Here is a 14,115-nt window from a genome sequence, read left to right as displayed (position 1 = left end):
GATTATAAGAATATATGAATACAAGAGATAATCAAAAGGAGGATTCTATGAGACATATCATTGACGATTTGACGAACGGTCGGACCTCGTTAGGAGTTGAGTTTGGTTCAACTCGTATCAAAGCTGTTTTGATTGATAGTCAGAAACAACCGATTGCCTCTGGTAGTCATGATTGGGAAAATCAACTAGTCGATGGGATTTGGACTTATTCTTTGGACAGTATTTGGCAAGGTTTGCAATCTGCTTACCGTGAACTTGTTCAAGATGTCAAAATGACGTATCAGGTTGATTTAACAAAGATTGGGCAAATTGGCTTTAGTGCCATGATGCACGGTTATCTAGCGTTCGATAAAGAAGATAAGTTATTGGTGCCGTTTAGAACTTGGCGAAATACGATTACTGGTCAAGCAGCACACGAACTCAGTCAATTGTTTGACTTTAACATTCCTGAGCGTTGGAGTATCGCTCACCTATATCAAGCTATTTTAAATCAAGAGGAACATGTTTCTAAAATAGCATATGTCACTACTTTAGCAGGTTACATCCATTGGCAATTAACAGGTGAAAAAGTTTTGGGAGTCGGAGATGCTTCTGGAATGTTTCCTATTGATTCAACCACTGGTGATTATAATAGTGTTTTTCTTAACCAATTTGCTGAGTTAACGCAACAATATCAACTTCCTTGGGACCTGAAAGCTATTTTACCGAAAGTGTTATCCGCTGGTACCGTAGCTGGAACATTGACTGAACAAGGTGCTAAACTGTTGGACCCAACAGGTCAACTCCAAGCAGGAAGTCAGTTGTGTCCCCCAGAAGGTGATGCTGGGACAGGAATGGTAGCGACAAATAGTGTCAGACAGCGTACAGGAAATGTGTCTGCTGGAACGTCTATTTTTGCTATGATTGTTCTTGAAAAAGAACTAGAAAATCGTTATTCAGAAATTGATATTGTAACGACACCAGTTGGTGACGCCGTAGCGATGGTACATGCGAATAACTGTAGTTCAGATATCAATGCTTGGGTTAAATTATTTAAAGAGTTTTCAGCCCTATCAGGACAAGAAATCTCAGATGCTGAATTGTATCCACTACTCTTTAATGCAGCCTTAACAGGTGAAAAAGATTGTGGTGGTCTATTAAGTTATGGTTATTATTCAGGTGAAAGTATTACTGGATTGACTGAAGGACGTCCGCTTCTTATGAGAACTCCAGAAAGTCGTTTTACAGTGCCTAATCTTATGAGAAGCCATATCCTGTCTGCTTTCACAACATTAGCGATTGGCATGGAGATTCTAGTGGACAAAGAGGCAGTTGCAATTGATAAACTGTTAGGTCACGGTGGTATTTTCAAAACCCCTCAGGTTGCCCAACAATTGTTGGCAGGAGCAATGTCAAGTCCAGTTTCTGTGATGGAGACAGCAGGAGAGGGTGGTGCTTGGGGAATTGCACTTTTAGCAGATTACCTAACTGCGGCTGAAACGTCATTAGAAGATTATCTTGATGGCGTCGTATTTGCCAATGCTGCGGTTCAAACGGTTCAACCAGAAGTAACTGATGTTGAAGGATTTAAAGCGTATCTTGAGACTTATAAAAATGGCTTGCCAGTGGAAAAATTAGCAGTTGAAAAAATATAGGAGGCTATATGCTAGAAGAATTAAAAGAAAAGGTATTTCAAGCAAACTTAGAACTACCTAAACGAGATCTTATCAAATACACTTGGGGAAATGTCAGCCAAGTTGATCGTGAATCGGGTCTCTTTGTGATTAAACCATCTGGAGTTGATTATGATGTCATGACAGCAGATGATATGGTTGTTTGTGACTTTGATGGTAACGTTGTAGAAGGAAACTTGCGCCCATCATCTGATATGCCAACTCATGCTGTGCTTTATAAAACATATCCTGAGATTGGTGGTATTGTACATACCCACTCGCCTTGGGCAGCTAGTTGGGCACAGTCGGGATTGGATGTTCCAGCGATGGGAACAACTCACGCTGATACTTTCTATGGGACAGTACCTTGTGCACGTTTCCTAAGTAAGGAAGAATTAGATGCTGGTTATGAGCATGAGACAGGTAATGTCATTGTTGAAACATTTACTAAACGTGGCTTAGATCCAGTGGCTGTACCAGGAATTTTATTGCAAGGACACGGTCCGTTTACTTGGGGGAAAGATGCTGATGATGCGGTCATGCATGCTGTTGTTTTAGAAGAAGTTTGTCGTATGAATGCCATCACTCGCTTTTTGAACCCATTTGCACCTGAGTTACCACAATATGTGTTAGATAAACACTATCTCAGAAAGCATGGGAAAAATGCTTACTATGGTCAAAAATAATATTATCTAAAAAGAGAAAAGGAGTTTATTATGCTAGAAGCAAAAAAAGAATTTTGGTTTGTTGTAGGGTCACAACATTTGTATGGTGAAGAGGCTCTTGAAGAAGTTAAAAAGCATGCGCGTGAAATGGTTGCAACGTTAAATGCTAGCGGTCATTTGCCATATCCACTTGTTTTCCAAGAAGAATTAGCTGTATCAGCTGATACTATCACAAAATTGATGAAAGAAATTAATTATCGTGATGAAGTGGCTGGTGTTGTAACTTGGATGCACACTTTCTCACCTGCAAAAATGTGGATTCGTGGGACAAAATTGCTCCAAAAACCACTCTTGCACTTAGCAACGCAATATAATGAATCTATTCCATGGGCAACCATTGATATGGACTTTATGAATTTGAATCAAGCAGCTCATGGGGACCGTGAATACGGCTTCATCAATGCTCGTCTTAAGAAAAATAACAAGGTTGTTGTCGGCTACTGGAAAAATGAATCTATCCAAAAACAAATTGGTCAATGGATGGATGTCGCAGTAGCTTATAATGCTGGCTTTGAAATTAAAGTTGCCCGCTTTGGAGATAACATGCGTAATGTCGGTGTGACTGAAGGGGATAAGGTAGAGGCACAAATCCAGTTTGGTTGGACTGTAGATTACTTTGGCATTGGTGATTTAGTTGAAGTGATTAATCAAGTGACTGATGAAGAAGTAGATGCCCTCTTTGCTGAGTACAAGGAACTTTATGACTTCGATTATGGTAACTATGATGTTGACACTTGGGAATATCATGTGAAAGTTCAAGCTCGCTATGAAATTGCTCTAAAACGCTTCTTGGATGCCGGAGGTTACACGGCATTCTCTGATAACTTTGAAGATTTACACGGTATGGAACAATTACCTGGTTTAGCGACTCAACGTTTGATGGCGCAAGGATACGGCTTTGCTGGTGAAGGAGACTGGAAAACAGCTGCTCTTGATCGTTTCATGAAAGTTATGTCTCATAATCAAAATACAGGATTTATGGAAGATTACACTTATGAATTAGCTCTTGGTAAAGAGGCTGCGCTTCAATCACACATGCTTGAAGTTGATCCATCCTTAGCTGTTAATAAACCTAAAATTGTCGTATCTCCACTAGGAATTGGTGGTAAAGCAGACCCAGCACGTCTCGTTTTCGATGGTAAAGCTGGTGACGGTGTTGTTGTGTCAATGGCAGATTTTGGAACGCATTATAAATTATTGATTAATGAAGTAAAAGCTTTTGAACCAACTGAACCTGCTCCAAACTTACCAGTAGCACGCGTCCTATGGGAAGTGATGCCAAACTTCCAAGATGGTGTCAAAGCATGGATTGAAGCTGGTGGAGGCCACCATACCGTTGTTTCACTTAATTTGACATCAGATCAAATCATTGCTTGGGCTAAATTAGTTGGCCTAGAATATGTGTTGATTAAGTAGTGATTATATTAGTTTATTTATAGACAATTGGAGAACTGGCTGAGCAAAATCAGCCATTCTCTTTAACATTCAACGTGATAAAACTCACAAAATTAAGACAAAAAGGAAAATCATCATGACAGATTTTAATTCAACAGACTACCTCTCAAAAGTAGATGCCTGGTGGCGTGCAGCCAACTACATCTCAGTTGCTCAAATGTACTTGAAAGATAACCCTTTACTTCGCCGTGAAGTCACAGCAGAGGATGTTAAGGTACACCCAATTGGACACTGGGGCACAATCTCAGGACAAAATTTCATCTATGCCCATCTTAACCGTGTCATCAATAAATATGACCTTGACATGTTCTATATCGAAGGTCCAGGACATGGTGGGCAAGTTATGGTGTCAAACTCATACATTGATGGTTCTTACACCGAGCGTTACCCACAGATTACTCAAGATGAAGAAGGTTTGAAACAACTTTGTAAAATCTTCTCTTTCCCAGGAGGAATCGCTTCGCACGCTGCCCCTGAAACACCAGGCTCAATCCACGAAGGTGGTGAGTTGGGTTATGCCCTCTCGCATGCCACAGGTGCAATCTTAGATAACCCTGATGTCATTGCGGCAACAGTTATTGGTGATGGGGAAGCTGAAACAGGACCTTTAACGGCTGGCTGGTTCTCAAATACCTTTATCAATCCAGTAAATGATGGTGCTGTTCTTCCAATTCTTTACCTCAATGGTGGTAAAATCCACAATCCAACCATTATGGCTCGTAAGACGGATGAGGAACTCACGCACCTTTTCAATGGTTTTGGCTGGAAACCTTACTTTGTCGAAGGAACAAATCCAGATCTTGTTCATGTTCAAATGGCAGAAACCCTTGACAAGGTGATTGAATAAATCAAAGCCATTCAAACAGAAGCTCGCAAGCATCCAGCAGAAGAAGCTAGCCAACCAGCTTGGCCAGTATTGATTGTTCGTATTCCAAATGGATGGACAGGACCAAAAGAATGGAATGGTGAACCAATTGAAGGCGGCTTCCGTGCCCATCAAGTACCAATTCCAGTCGAAGCAGGTCACATGGAGCACATTGATCATTTAACGGATTGGCTTCATTCTTATCGCCCAGAAGAATTATTTGATGAAAAAGGCTATGTGAAAGAAGAGATTCGTGCCATTTCACCAAAAGGTGATCGTCGGATGTCCATGAACCCAATCACCAATGCAGGTGTCGTGAAAAAACTTGACTTAGCAGACTGGCGTAAACATGCTATTGATACCTCAACTCCAGGTGCCCTTATGAAACAAGACATGATTGAATTTGGGAATTATGTGGCTGACCTGGTAGAGGCTAACCCAGATAACTTCCGTGTCTTTGGTCCAGATGAAACCAAGTCAAATCGTCTCAATAATGTCTTTAAAGTGACGAATCGTCAATGGCTTGGTCGTCGTGATGAGTCTTACGATGAGTGGATTTCTCCAGTAGGACGCGTTATTGATTCACAACTTTCAGAACACCAAGCTGAAGGTTTCCTAGAAGGCTATGTCTTGACAGGACGCCATGGCTTCTTTGCATCGTATGAATCCTTCCTCCGTGTCGTTGATTCAATGATTACGCAACATTTTAAATGGTTACGTAAGTCTAAGACACATACGGACTGGCGTAAAAATTACCCAGCCCTTAACTTGATTGCGACTTCAACCGTTTTCCAACAAGACCATAATGGTTACACTCACCAAGATCCAGGTCTTCTGACACACTTGGCAGAGAAAACACCAGAGTACATCCGTGAATACTTGCCAGCAGACAGTAACTCACTTTTTGCGGTTATGGAAAAAGCTCTCGCAGACGAAGATAAGGTTAATGTGATTGTCACTTCTAAGCATCCACGACCACAGTTCTACTCAATCGCAGAAGCAGAAGAATTGGTTCGTGAAGGTTATAAAGTCATTGACTGGGCATCAAATGTCTCACCAGATGAAGAGCCAGATGTTGTCTTTGCGGCAGCAGGTACCGAACCAAACTTGGAAGTTTTGGCAGGTATTTCTATCCTACATAAAGCTTTCCCAAAACTTAAGATTCGCTTTATCAATGTGGTGGATATTCTCAAGCTCCGTTCACCAAAAGTGGATCCACGAGGTTTGTCAGATGAAGTCTTTAACAAACTCTTCACAACGGATAAACCAGTTATCTTTGGATTCCACGGTTATGAAGGCATGATTCGTGACCTCTTCTTTGACCGAGCTAACCATAACGTTTATATCCATGGTTACCGTGAAAATGGCGATATCACAACCCCATTTGACATGCGAGTGATGTCAGAGATGGACCGCTTCCACATTGCCAAAGATGCGGCTCAAGCTGCACTAGGAGACAAAGCGTCAGCCTTTGCCCAAGAAATGGACGACAAAGTTGCTTACCATACAGCTTACATCCGTGAAAACGGAGATGACATCCCAGAAGTCCGTGATTGGAAGTGGGAGAATATCAATTAAAACAGAAAAAATCTTGTCCTTGTGGCAAGATTTTTTGGTGTCCTTACGAATAGTTAGGTAAGGAGGCGTTATGGTACAAGAACTTGCAAAGGAAATTATTCAGAAAGCAGTGGACTTAGATGTCCAAGACATTTATCTGCTGCCGAGGGAAATCAACTATGAACTTTTTATGAGAATTGGAGATGAGCGCCGTTTCATGGGTGAGTATGCCAAGGAGGAGATGGCTAGTCTTATCAGTCACTTTAAGTTTGTATCTGGTATGAATGTTGGTGAAAAACGCCGTAGTCAGCTAGGGTCTTGTGACTACGAACTGGATAATGAGGAAAAAGTGAGCTTGCGCTTATCTAGCGTTAGGGATTATCGTGGCCAGGAAAGTCTAGTGATTCGGATTCTTTTCAGCGGGCGGATTGAGCTCAAATACTGGTTTGATGGGCTTAATAAGCTTAAGGAAAAATTATCTGGTCGAGGGCTCTATCTTTTTTCGGGGCCAGTTGGGAGTGGCAAAACAACCTTGATGCATCAATTGGTCGCTGAGCGCTTTGCAGGTCAGCAAGTCATTTCCATCGAAGATCCTGTAGAGATAAAAGACCCGTCCATGCTTCAGTTACAACTCAATGACAGTATTGGCATGACTTATGATGCTTTGATAAAGCTGTCGCTCCGCCATAGACCAGATGTTCTGATTATTGGTGAAATTCGTGACAGTGAGACGGCGCGTGCGGTGATTAGAGCCAGTCTAACAGGAACTGTTGTCTTTTCAACCATTCACGCTAAAAGTATCCCAGGAGTCTATGCTAGATTATTAGAATTAGGGGTATCTCCAGAAGAACTTCACAATAGTTTACGAGGGATTGCTTATCAGCGTCTTATCGGGAAAGGAGGAATTATTGATTATGCCCAAGACCATTTCCAAAACCACCAGCCGGACCAGTGGAATGCACAGATTGATCAGCTTGTTGCAGATGGACATCTCACTTTTGAAGAAGGAAAAATCGAAAAAATTACGTCTTAAAGATCAGCGTAAGGTCATTCAGCTCTTTGCCAATCTGATGAGTGCAGGCTTTAATCTGACAGAAATGGTTAGTTTTTTGGACCGAAGTCAGTTACTACCGACCAAACAAACTCAGCAGATGAGGCAAAGTTTGCTAAATGGCTGCGGTATGGCGGATATGTTGGCAGAACTGGGTTTCTCAGATGAGGTAGTGACCCAACTTTCCTTGGCAGACATCCACGGTAACACCCTAGCCAGTTTGCAAAAAATTGACAGCTACCTCGCTAATCTCACTCAGGTTAAGAAAAAATTGATAGAAGTGGCTACCTATCCAGTGATTTTACTTAGTTTTCTCGTTTTGATTATGTTAGGTTTGAAAAACTACCTTCTACCTCAACTGGAAAATGGCAACTGGGCAACGACTCTTATTAGTAATTTCCCTGTCATTTTTCTAGGAACATTTTTGGCGGTGTTGATTATTGTTTTCGTGACTCTTTTCATAGCCAAAAGACAAAGTCACCTCAAGGTTTGGACACAGTTATCACGGCTTCCTTTTTTGGGAAAAGCGGTGCAGCTCTACTTGACTGCCTACTATGCCAGGGAATGGGGAAATCTTATAGGACAAGGTGTGGAGTTGGCACAGATTACCCAACTCATGCAAGAACAGAAGTCTCTGCTATTTCAAGAAATTGGAAAGGATATGGAAGATGCCCTCTTATCAGGACGGGACTTTCACAGTAAAGTTTTGGATTATCCCTTCTTCTTGAGAGAGCTGTCTCTCATCATCGAATACGGCGAGGTCAAGTCAAAACTAGGAAGTGAATTGGACATCTTTGCCGAGGAAACTTGGGCGAGATTTTTCAGCAAACTAAATAAAAGCACACAAATCATTCAACCGCTTATCTTTATTTTTGTGGCGCTGATGATCGTCATGATTTATGCAGCTATGCTATTACCAATGTATCAAAATATGGGAGGATATTTTTAATGAAAAACGTATTTCAAAAATTGAAACGCACGACTGTACAAGCTTTCACTCTGGCAGAAATGTAGGATAGTAAAATTCTTTATATCTTCCACTTGATAGAAATATTCTCAGCCGTGACCTGAACCTTGTTAATAAGGGCTCTAACCATTACCTTTTGGCGCTCATAGTCCATTGAAAAAATATCCTCAGCACTAAGTATGCTCCTCATGTCTTCTTTTCTTTCTTGTTGTTTGAGTGTTGGGTCGTTTTCTAGCTCAGCCTCAAGAAACGCTCTAATAGTGATGAACTCAGCAGACTTCTTTTGCAGATCCTCCAGTGTGATACGGTCATCTATGTAGAGGTCATTTAGTCTACTAAGTTTCTTAGTAATCTCCTCTATCTGTTTCTGATAGTTGTCACGGTCAATAGCATCAGTTTCTGGGTTAGAAAATAGCTCATCTAGGCAGTCATTGTCATTTTGTAGGTTACTAATTTCTTTTAGGACATAGGCTTCAATATCTTCTTTGTAATAATAACCAGAGTGACATTTTTCATTGTTATTATATACGGTCACGCCTTTAGTCTTTCGTGGTATTCTTTGGTAACACTCATATTTCATAAACCTGGTACCGTCTTTTCTTATCACGCCCAGTATCAATTTTAGAGGGGCGTGGCAGTAACCACATTGGGCAATGCCTGAAAGCATGTACTTAGCCTGAAACGGTCTAGGGTTACCTATTTCAGCTGCTTTATGCTGTCTTATTTTTAGTTCTTTTTGAGTCTTGTTAAAGACTTCATCAGAGATAATAGGTTCATGGTTTCCTGGGAATACCTGCCCCTTGTATTGGTTGTAACCACAGTAGACAGGATTAGCTAGAATACCTCTGATAATTCTGTAATGCCAGGCTGGAGTTTTAGGGTATTTTTCATTTATTTTATCTCTGAGTTTAGTAATAGACATCCCCTCAAGGTAGGACTGGAAAATGTCTTTGACTACAATAGCCTCAAGTTCATTTATGGTCATTTCTCCAGTTCCTTTGTGGTAATCATATCCGTAGGAAGTTTTTGCCCACATCATAGATTTTCCAGACTTTGCACGGCCTAGTTTGCCTAGTTGCATACGCTCTTTGATTTGCTCACGTTCTAACTGGGCGAATACGGACAAAATCCCCACCATGGCCTTACCAAAAGGAGTAGAGGTGTCAAAGTTTTCAAGCAGGCTTACAAAATCTATGTTATTTTCTAAAAAAATATCCTCAATCAAGTAGAGGGTATCCTTTTGGCTACGGCTCAGGCGGTCCAGTTTATAGACAAGAACGGTATCAAACTTTTTCTTTTTGGCGTCCTTGATGAGTTTTTCAAGAGCAGGTCTCTCAGTATTTGACCCTGAAAATCCACCATCCGTGTAGATGTTGTAAATGCTCCAGTCTTTAATATTGCAATAGCTGGAGAGCTTGTCTTTTTGCTCCTCAATAGAGTAACCCTCCTCTGCTTGCGAAGTAGTGGAGACCCTGATGTAAATTGCCACTTTGTTTGTTGTCATCATAGTAGTACCTCTTTCAAAATTTCCTAAAAAATGATAAAATGGGTACAAGAAAAAGGGCTTTTTAATGCCTGATTTCTTGTCACTTAGCCTTATGCTCCCCAGACGGCAATCTTGGAGCGTAAGGTTTTTTTATTTTATATGATTTGTTGCAAAGTTGATACGCTTAGTAAAATCTTCAATCCACATATCACCACCGTATAGAGGCTGAATATCATTCAAAAATTTTTGACATATATCAATTTCATTTTGATATTCTTTGAGTCCACGGTAATTTTTTGCAATCCGTTCATAAAGTGAAACGTAGAAGTCTACAGAGTCATTTTCTAATAGTGGTAGTAGGATTAAGTTAGACTCTATGTAATTTTTACTTTTACCTAACGTTTCTCCTTTTTGAAAGACTTGAAAAGACTCATCTCTTTTATTAGCATTCTCAAGATTTGCAAGTACTTTGTTTCCATTTTCTGACAAACCAATTTCTAGCAACCATTCAGCGTATTTTTTAGTGAACTGTTTATCACTTTCTTTGTTGTATTTTTTCTCCTCAGGCGTAGTCCAGCCGTTTTTATGGAGGTCAATATATTTACGGTTTTTACTGATAGCTTTAAGACCAAGTTCAGTGACTATAAAATTACGGTCAACTAAACCTAAGTTTATAAGTTTTTGAACTTGTTCCAGAGGTTTTGTAACGCCGTAGTTTCTGGAAAGATGAGTAGGATATGAGTGAAAGTCTTGACCAAATCTACTAATTACCCATAGAAATATTAAGTCAGATATACTAAGCTCTGTATTTGGTATTGTATCATTAGCCCAAGGTAACACATTATCAAATAAAAAACCATCCCAGTCGTCTAGTTGCCTACCAAAAATCAAAAAGGGTCTTTTCTGAGGTGGAGATTGTGGGGTCTTTTTGAAAAAGTTATAAATAGACTGTGTAAAGCTCATTGTACCTCCTATCTAATTTTCAAATGGCTGAAAATTGCCAACTATTTTACCAATAATTCTGGGTTCTTCGTCATAAGGAGCAAACTTATCCTTATACTTAGGGTTTAGCGACACTAAGCGGAGGCCGTCTTCTTCTCGGTACACCTTTTTGATATAGGTTTGACCGTCCCAGTCAACAGCATAGACAGCACCGTCATAGTCAAAACCAGTTTCTCTGATTAGCACGACTTCACCGTTTTTATATTTAGGCTCCATGGAATCTCCAAAAACCCAAGAAGCAAAATCATGTTCTAAATCTTTATCATAGAAAACAGTATCAAAATTACCGTCATTAAAATATGAAAAACCAGAACCAGCTGATAGCTTTTCATACACCTTATACTCGAATAGGTGTTCTTCTAAAGTAATAACTTTATTTGATTGTTCATTGAGTTGTTCATCAGCATATCGCAGCACTTTTTGTTTTCTTGGCGTTGTCAACTTAACAACTTTTTCAGTAATTTTTTGAACTAGTGGAGAAGTAGGTATTTTAAGCTCTTTAATATCTTGATGTTTATCCTCAATAAGGTCAGATTTATTGATACCAAAATAATCTGCTAGAAGCTCAATCTTACCAATTCTAGGATAAGTTATACCTTTTAACCAGTCTCTTACAGTAGTATATTTCAAATCTAGGTCAGAACACAGTTTATTTCTATCAACGCCTTTGCGTGTCATTTGAATTTCAAGATTTCTGGCAAAGATTTCTTTACTTTTGTCATTATTCATTTTATCGCTCCTTATATAGTATATATTACGGCAAAAACGCAAATAAGTAAAGAAAAAAATAAAAAAAAGCGTAAAAAACGCAAAAAATCCTTGACATTGCGGTTTAACCGCATTATACTATAAACATAGCTGAGCTAATCAACTATCAAAAATCTACAGAAAGGTAATAAACTATGTCAAAGATGACCTTGAAAACGTTGCGTACGTTAAAAAATTGGCGACAAGCAGATGCTGCCAGAGCTCTAGAAGTTTCTACAGATACTTGGGGAAATTGGGAACGAGGTAAAACAGAACCTACTGTTACTCAAGCCTATCAAATCGCTACTACTTTTAATGTGTCGATTGACGATATTATTTTTTTGCACAATGTTGCGGTTTAACCGCAAAAATGTGAAAGGAGACAATATGAATGAACTCATCAACGTAACGCTGAATGACAATCATGAGCCTGTAGTGTCAGGAAGACAACTACATGAGGCTTTAGGAGTCAAGACTCCATACTCAATGTGGTTTGACAGAATGATTGAGTACGGCTTTACCGAAAATCAAGATTTTTTGCTTAACAATTTTGTGAAGCAAACAGGACGAGGTGGACATAATAAAGTTGACCATATCATCAAGCTAGATATGGCTAAAGAAATTGCTATGATACAGCGTACCGACAAAGGCAAGCAAGTCAGAGCTTACTTTATCCAAATTGAGAAAGACTATAACAGCCCTGAGAAAATCATGGCAAGAGCCTTACTCATGGCAGATAAGAAAGTCCACAAGTTAGAGGCACAGATCAAAGCTGACCGTCCTAAGGTACTGTTTGCTGACGCTGTGAGTGCTAGCAAGTCATCTTGTCTGATTGGTGAGCTAGCTAAAATCCTGAAACAGAACGGTATTGACATTGGTCAAAATAAACTCTTTCAGTGGTTACGAGCTAATGGTTATCTGATCAGTCGTCGTGGCGAGTCTTGGAACCAACCGACACAAAAGAGCATGCAACTTGGTCTGTTTGAACTCAAGAAGACCAATATCAACCATGCTGACGGTCACACCACAGTCAATACAACCACTAAGGTTACTGGCAAAGGTCAGCAGTATTTTATCAACAAATTTCTCAATCAGGAGTACCTACCAGGCTGAGAACACAAAAAAGCCCCTCAGGAACGGCCATTCCATTGAGGGACAAATCAAAAAGATTATAAGGAAATTTTACCATGAAAACAGAAAAAAAGAAATGGACACCCAAAATTACTAACCTACGCAAGGTAATTGTGGACGGTGTGGAGCAATGGGTGGAATTTGAAACAGAGGGCTATGTCATTCCAGCTGGACATGCTTATTATGACATTATCCTAGGAATGAACAAGCAGGAACAACGGAAGGGAGCGTAATCAGTGGACTATATCTTTCAGAAATCCTCACGAAAATTATACAGCAATTAACAACGCCTTTTTGCAGGATAGAGAACTAGAGCCAGCCACGATAGGTATTCTAGCGGTTTTACTTAGTAATAAAAGCGATTGGGAAATATATCCTGAGGAAATTGCAAGGCGTATGAACATTAGTAGAACTACTGTAGATAGGCACTTTAAGCAGTTAGAGAAATTGGGATACATGAAAACATTTAAGTTTAGTCGTGGAAGAGGTAAGGGGTTCAAAATTTTGAGGTTTGTATCAGATGTAAGATTTACAGATTTTCAGTTATCCATCATTAGGCAGAGGATTGCTGAAAATGAGGAATTTTGGGATATACCTTTTGATAAGATTGCAAATCAATAGTTATCCACAGTTTCCACAAACTTTGTGTTTTACAGTTCCTAGAAAATGTGATGTGTAAAAATGTGATGTGTAAATCTGTGCACTAACAAATATTAACCTACAACAAGTATTAACTACTAAACAAATATTAACTTAAAACAAGTCATACTTATTAAATAAAGAAAGGGATAACTAAAGTTATCCACAGGTAAAAATCATGATTAAAAAATTTTCAAAACAATATACTAACGATAACAGCAGTGTCATTGATGAACTTAAAAAATTTCAAGAAAAAATCCACATGTCAAGTGTCGCAGCAATAGCATTGATGGAAATTGGTATTGTTCCTAAAGATGATATGGTTAAGGAAAAAGCCTTACTGACACATGAAATTAGCCATGCTATCAAAAATATTCTAAGCGGTATGCCTGCACAAGAGGCTATTAACAAAATGACCGAAGACAATGAGGAGGAAGAATAATGCTAGACAAATTGAAATCATTTTTTGGGCTAGATGAATTTGAAACTACTCAACCACCCGTACAAGTAAATAACTTGATTGAAGTCAAGGCTTTAAAGGATGAAAACCGTGAGCTTAGGGAAATCATCAAGAAACAGCGTGCGCTACTGCAAGAACTCTCTGAGGAAAATATGGAACTTGGCCGTGACCGTAGACGCTATGCTGATACTGTAGCGACTCAAAAGCGTCTAATTGATGTCTATGAAAGTCAGGCAGGATAGGAGGTGCAACATGGACGGTACTTACCCATGGTTTGACTATGATATTTGGCTTAGCACGCCCCCTGAACCCTACTCAGAGCCTGAGGTTGATGAAGATGAGGCTTATGACAGGTGGAAAGATGAGCAGGTTTAGCCT

At 39.7% G+C, this 14,115-nt stretch carries 15 protein-coding genes and 1 pseudogene; 13 read left to right on the top strand and 3 right to left on the bottom strand.

Going from position 1 to position 14,115, the window contains the following annotated elements:
* Positions 1–47 precede the first annotated feature (47 nt).
* The 6 genes and pseudogenes from AB6M99_RS10495 to comGB all read left to right on the top strand — a co-directional run bounded on the left by AB6M99_RS10495 (position 48) and on the right by comGB (position 8,254).
* Entirely contained in the window at positions 48–1,634 is a 1,587-nt protein-coding gene (locus AB6M99_RS10495; RefSeq protein ID WP_121835700.1) for a xylulokinase, read from the top strand.
* A gap of 8 nt (positions 1,635–1,642) precedes the next feature.
* Positions 1,643–2,338, top strand: coding sequence for an L-ribulose-5-phosphate 4-epimerase (locus AB6M99_RS10490; RefSeq protein ID WP_027973185.1), 696 nt, complete (start codon positions 1,643–1,645; stop codon positions 2,336–2,338).
* 30 nt (positions 2,339–2,368) lie between these two features.
* Positions 2,369–3,793 (top strand): L-arabinose isomerase, encoded by a 1,425-nt coding sequence (gene araA, locus AB6M99_RS10485; protein ID WP_369350746.1) that lies wholly within the window; start codon positions 2,369–2,371, stop codon positions 3,791–3,793.
* Between the two features lie 115 nt (positions 3,794–3,908).
* A pseudogene (locus AB6M99_RS10480) lies at positions 3,909–6,275 on the top strand (phosphoketolase).
* 70 nt (positions 6,276–6,345) lie between these two features.
* On the top strand, positions 6,346–7,287 hold the full coding sequence (comGA, locus tag AB6M99_RS10475; RefSeq protein WP_121835694.1) for a competence type IV pilus ATPase ComGA: 942 nt from the start codon (positions 6,346–6,348) through the stop codon (positions 7,285–7,287).
* Positions 7,169–8,254 carry a competence type IV pilus assembly protein ComGB gene (comGB, locus tag AB6M99_RS10470; RefSeq protein ID WP_281272442.1) on the top strand — a complete coding sequence of 362 codons (1,086 nt, stop codon included), beginning with the start codon at positions 7,169–7,171 and terminating at the stop codon, positions 8,252–8,254. The genes comGA and comGB overlap by 119 nt, the downstream gene beginning before the upstream one ends.
* 79 nt (positions 8,255–8,333) lie before the next feature.
* Here the strand turns inward: comGB and AB6M99_RS10465 are convergent, their stop codons facing one another.
* The 3 genes from AB6M99_RS10465 to AB6M99_RS10455 all read right to left on the bottom strand — a co-directional run bounded on the left by AB6M99_RS10465 (position 8,334) and on the right by AB6M99_RS10455 (position 11,489).
* Positions 8,334–9,779: a recombinase family protein gene (locus AB6M99_RS10465; protein WP_121835690.1), complete on the bottom strand. Its 1,446-nt coding sequence runs from the start codon at positions 9,777–9,779 to the stop codon at positions 8,334–8,336.
* A gap of 129 nt (positions 9,780–9,908) precedes the next feature.
* Positions 9,909–10,721, bottom strand: coding sequence for a hypothetical protein (locus AB6M99_RS10460; protein WP_121835688.1), 813 nt, complete (start codon positions 10,719–10,721; stop codon positions 9,909–9,911).
* A gap of 12 nt (positions 10,722–10,733) precedes the next feature.
* The gene (locus AB6M99_RS10455; RefSeq protein WP_121835686.1) at positions 10,734–11,489 is read right to left on the bottom strand and encodes an XRE family transcriptional regulator; all 756 of its coding nucleotides are present in this window, start codon (positions 11,487–11,489) and stop codon (positions 10,734–10,736) included.
* A 173-nt stretch (positions 11,490–11,662) separates the two neighbouring features.
* Between AB6M99_RS10455 and AB6M99_RS10450 the strand changes: the two genes are divergently transcribed.
* The 7 genes from AB6M99_RS10450 (at position 11,663) to AB6M99_RS10420 (ending at position 14,112) form a co-directional block, all read left to right on the top strand.
* Complete coding sequence (locus AB6M99_RS10450; protein WP_121835684.1) at positions 11,663–11,869, top strand: helix-turn-helix transcriptional regulator; 207 nt, start codon at positions 11,663–11,665, stop codon at positions 11,867–11,869.
* Positions 11,870–11,894: 25 nt separating this feature from the next.
* A complete protein-coding gene (locus AB6M99_RS10445; protein ID WP_121835681.1) occupies positions 11,895–12,620 on the top strand; it encodes a phage antirepressor KilAC domain-containing protein in 726 nt (241 codons plus the stop codon).
* Between the two features lie 74 nt (positions 12,621–12,694).
* Complete coding sequence (locus tag AB6M99_RS10440; protein WP_183121667.1) at positions 12,695–12,871, top strand: hypothetical protein; 177 nt, start codon at positions 12,695–12,697, stop codon at positions 12,869–12,871.
* A gap of 61 nt (positions 12,872–12,932) precedes the next feature.
* Complete coding sequence (locus AB6M99_RS10435) at positions 12,933–13,259, top strand: HTH domain-containing protein (protein WP_245962702.1); 327 nt, start codon at positions 12,933–12,935, stop codon at positions 13,257–13,259.
* 196 nt (positions 13,260–13,455) lie between these two features.
* Positions 13,456–13,719 (top strand): hypothetical protein, encoded by a 264-nt coding sequence (locus tag AB6M99_RS10430; protein WP_121835677.1) that lies wholly within the window; start codon positions 13,456–13,458, stop codon positions 13,717–13,719.
* A complete protein-coding gene (locus AB6M99_RS10425; protein WP_121835675.1) occupies positions 13,719–13,979 on the top strand; it encodes a hypothetical protein in 261 nt (86 codons plus the stop codon). The genes AB6M99_RS10430 and AB6M99_RS10425 overlap by 1 nt, the downstream gene beginning before the upstream one ends.
* Positions 13,980–13,989: 10 nt before the next feature.
* Positions 13,990–14,112 carry a hypothetical protein gene (locus AB6M99_RS10420; RefSeq protein ID WP_281272441.1) on the top strand — a complete coding sequence of 41 codons (123 nt, stop codon included), beginning with the start codon at positions 13,990–13,992 and terminating at the stop codon, positions 14,110–14,112.
* Positions 14,113–14,115 lie beyond the last annotated feature (3 nt).

This window comes from Streptococcus hillyeri (assembly GCF_041081565.1).
GTDB classification, from domain to species: Bacteria; Bacillota; Bacilli; order Lactobacillales; family Streptococcaceae; genus Streptococcus; species Streptococcus hillyeri.
Note: the sequence above shows the minus strand (reverse complement) of the source record. Positions and strands in the feature narration are given on the sequence as shown.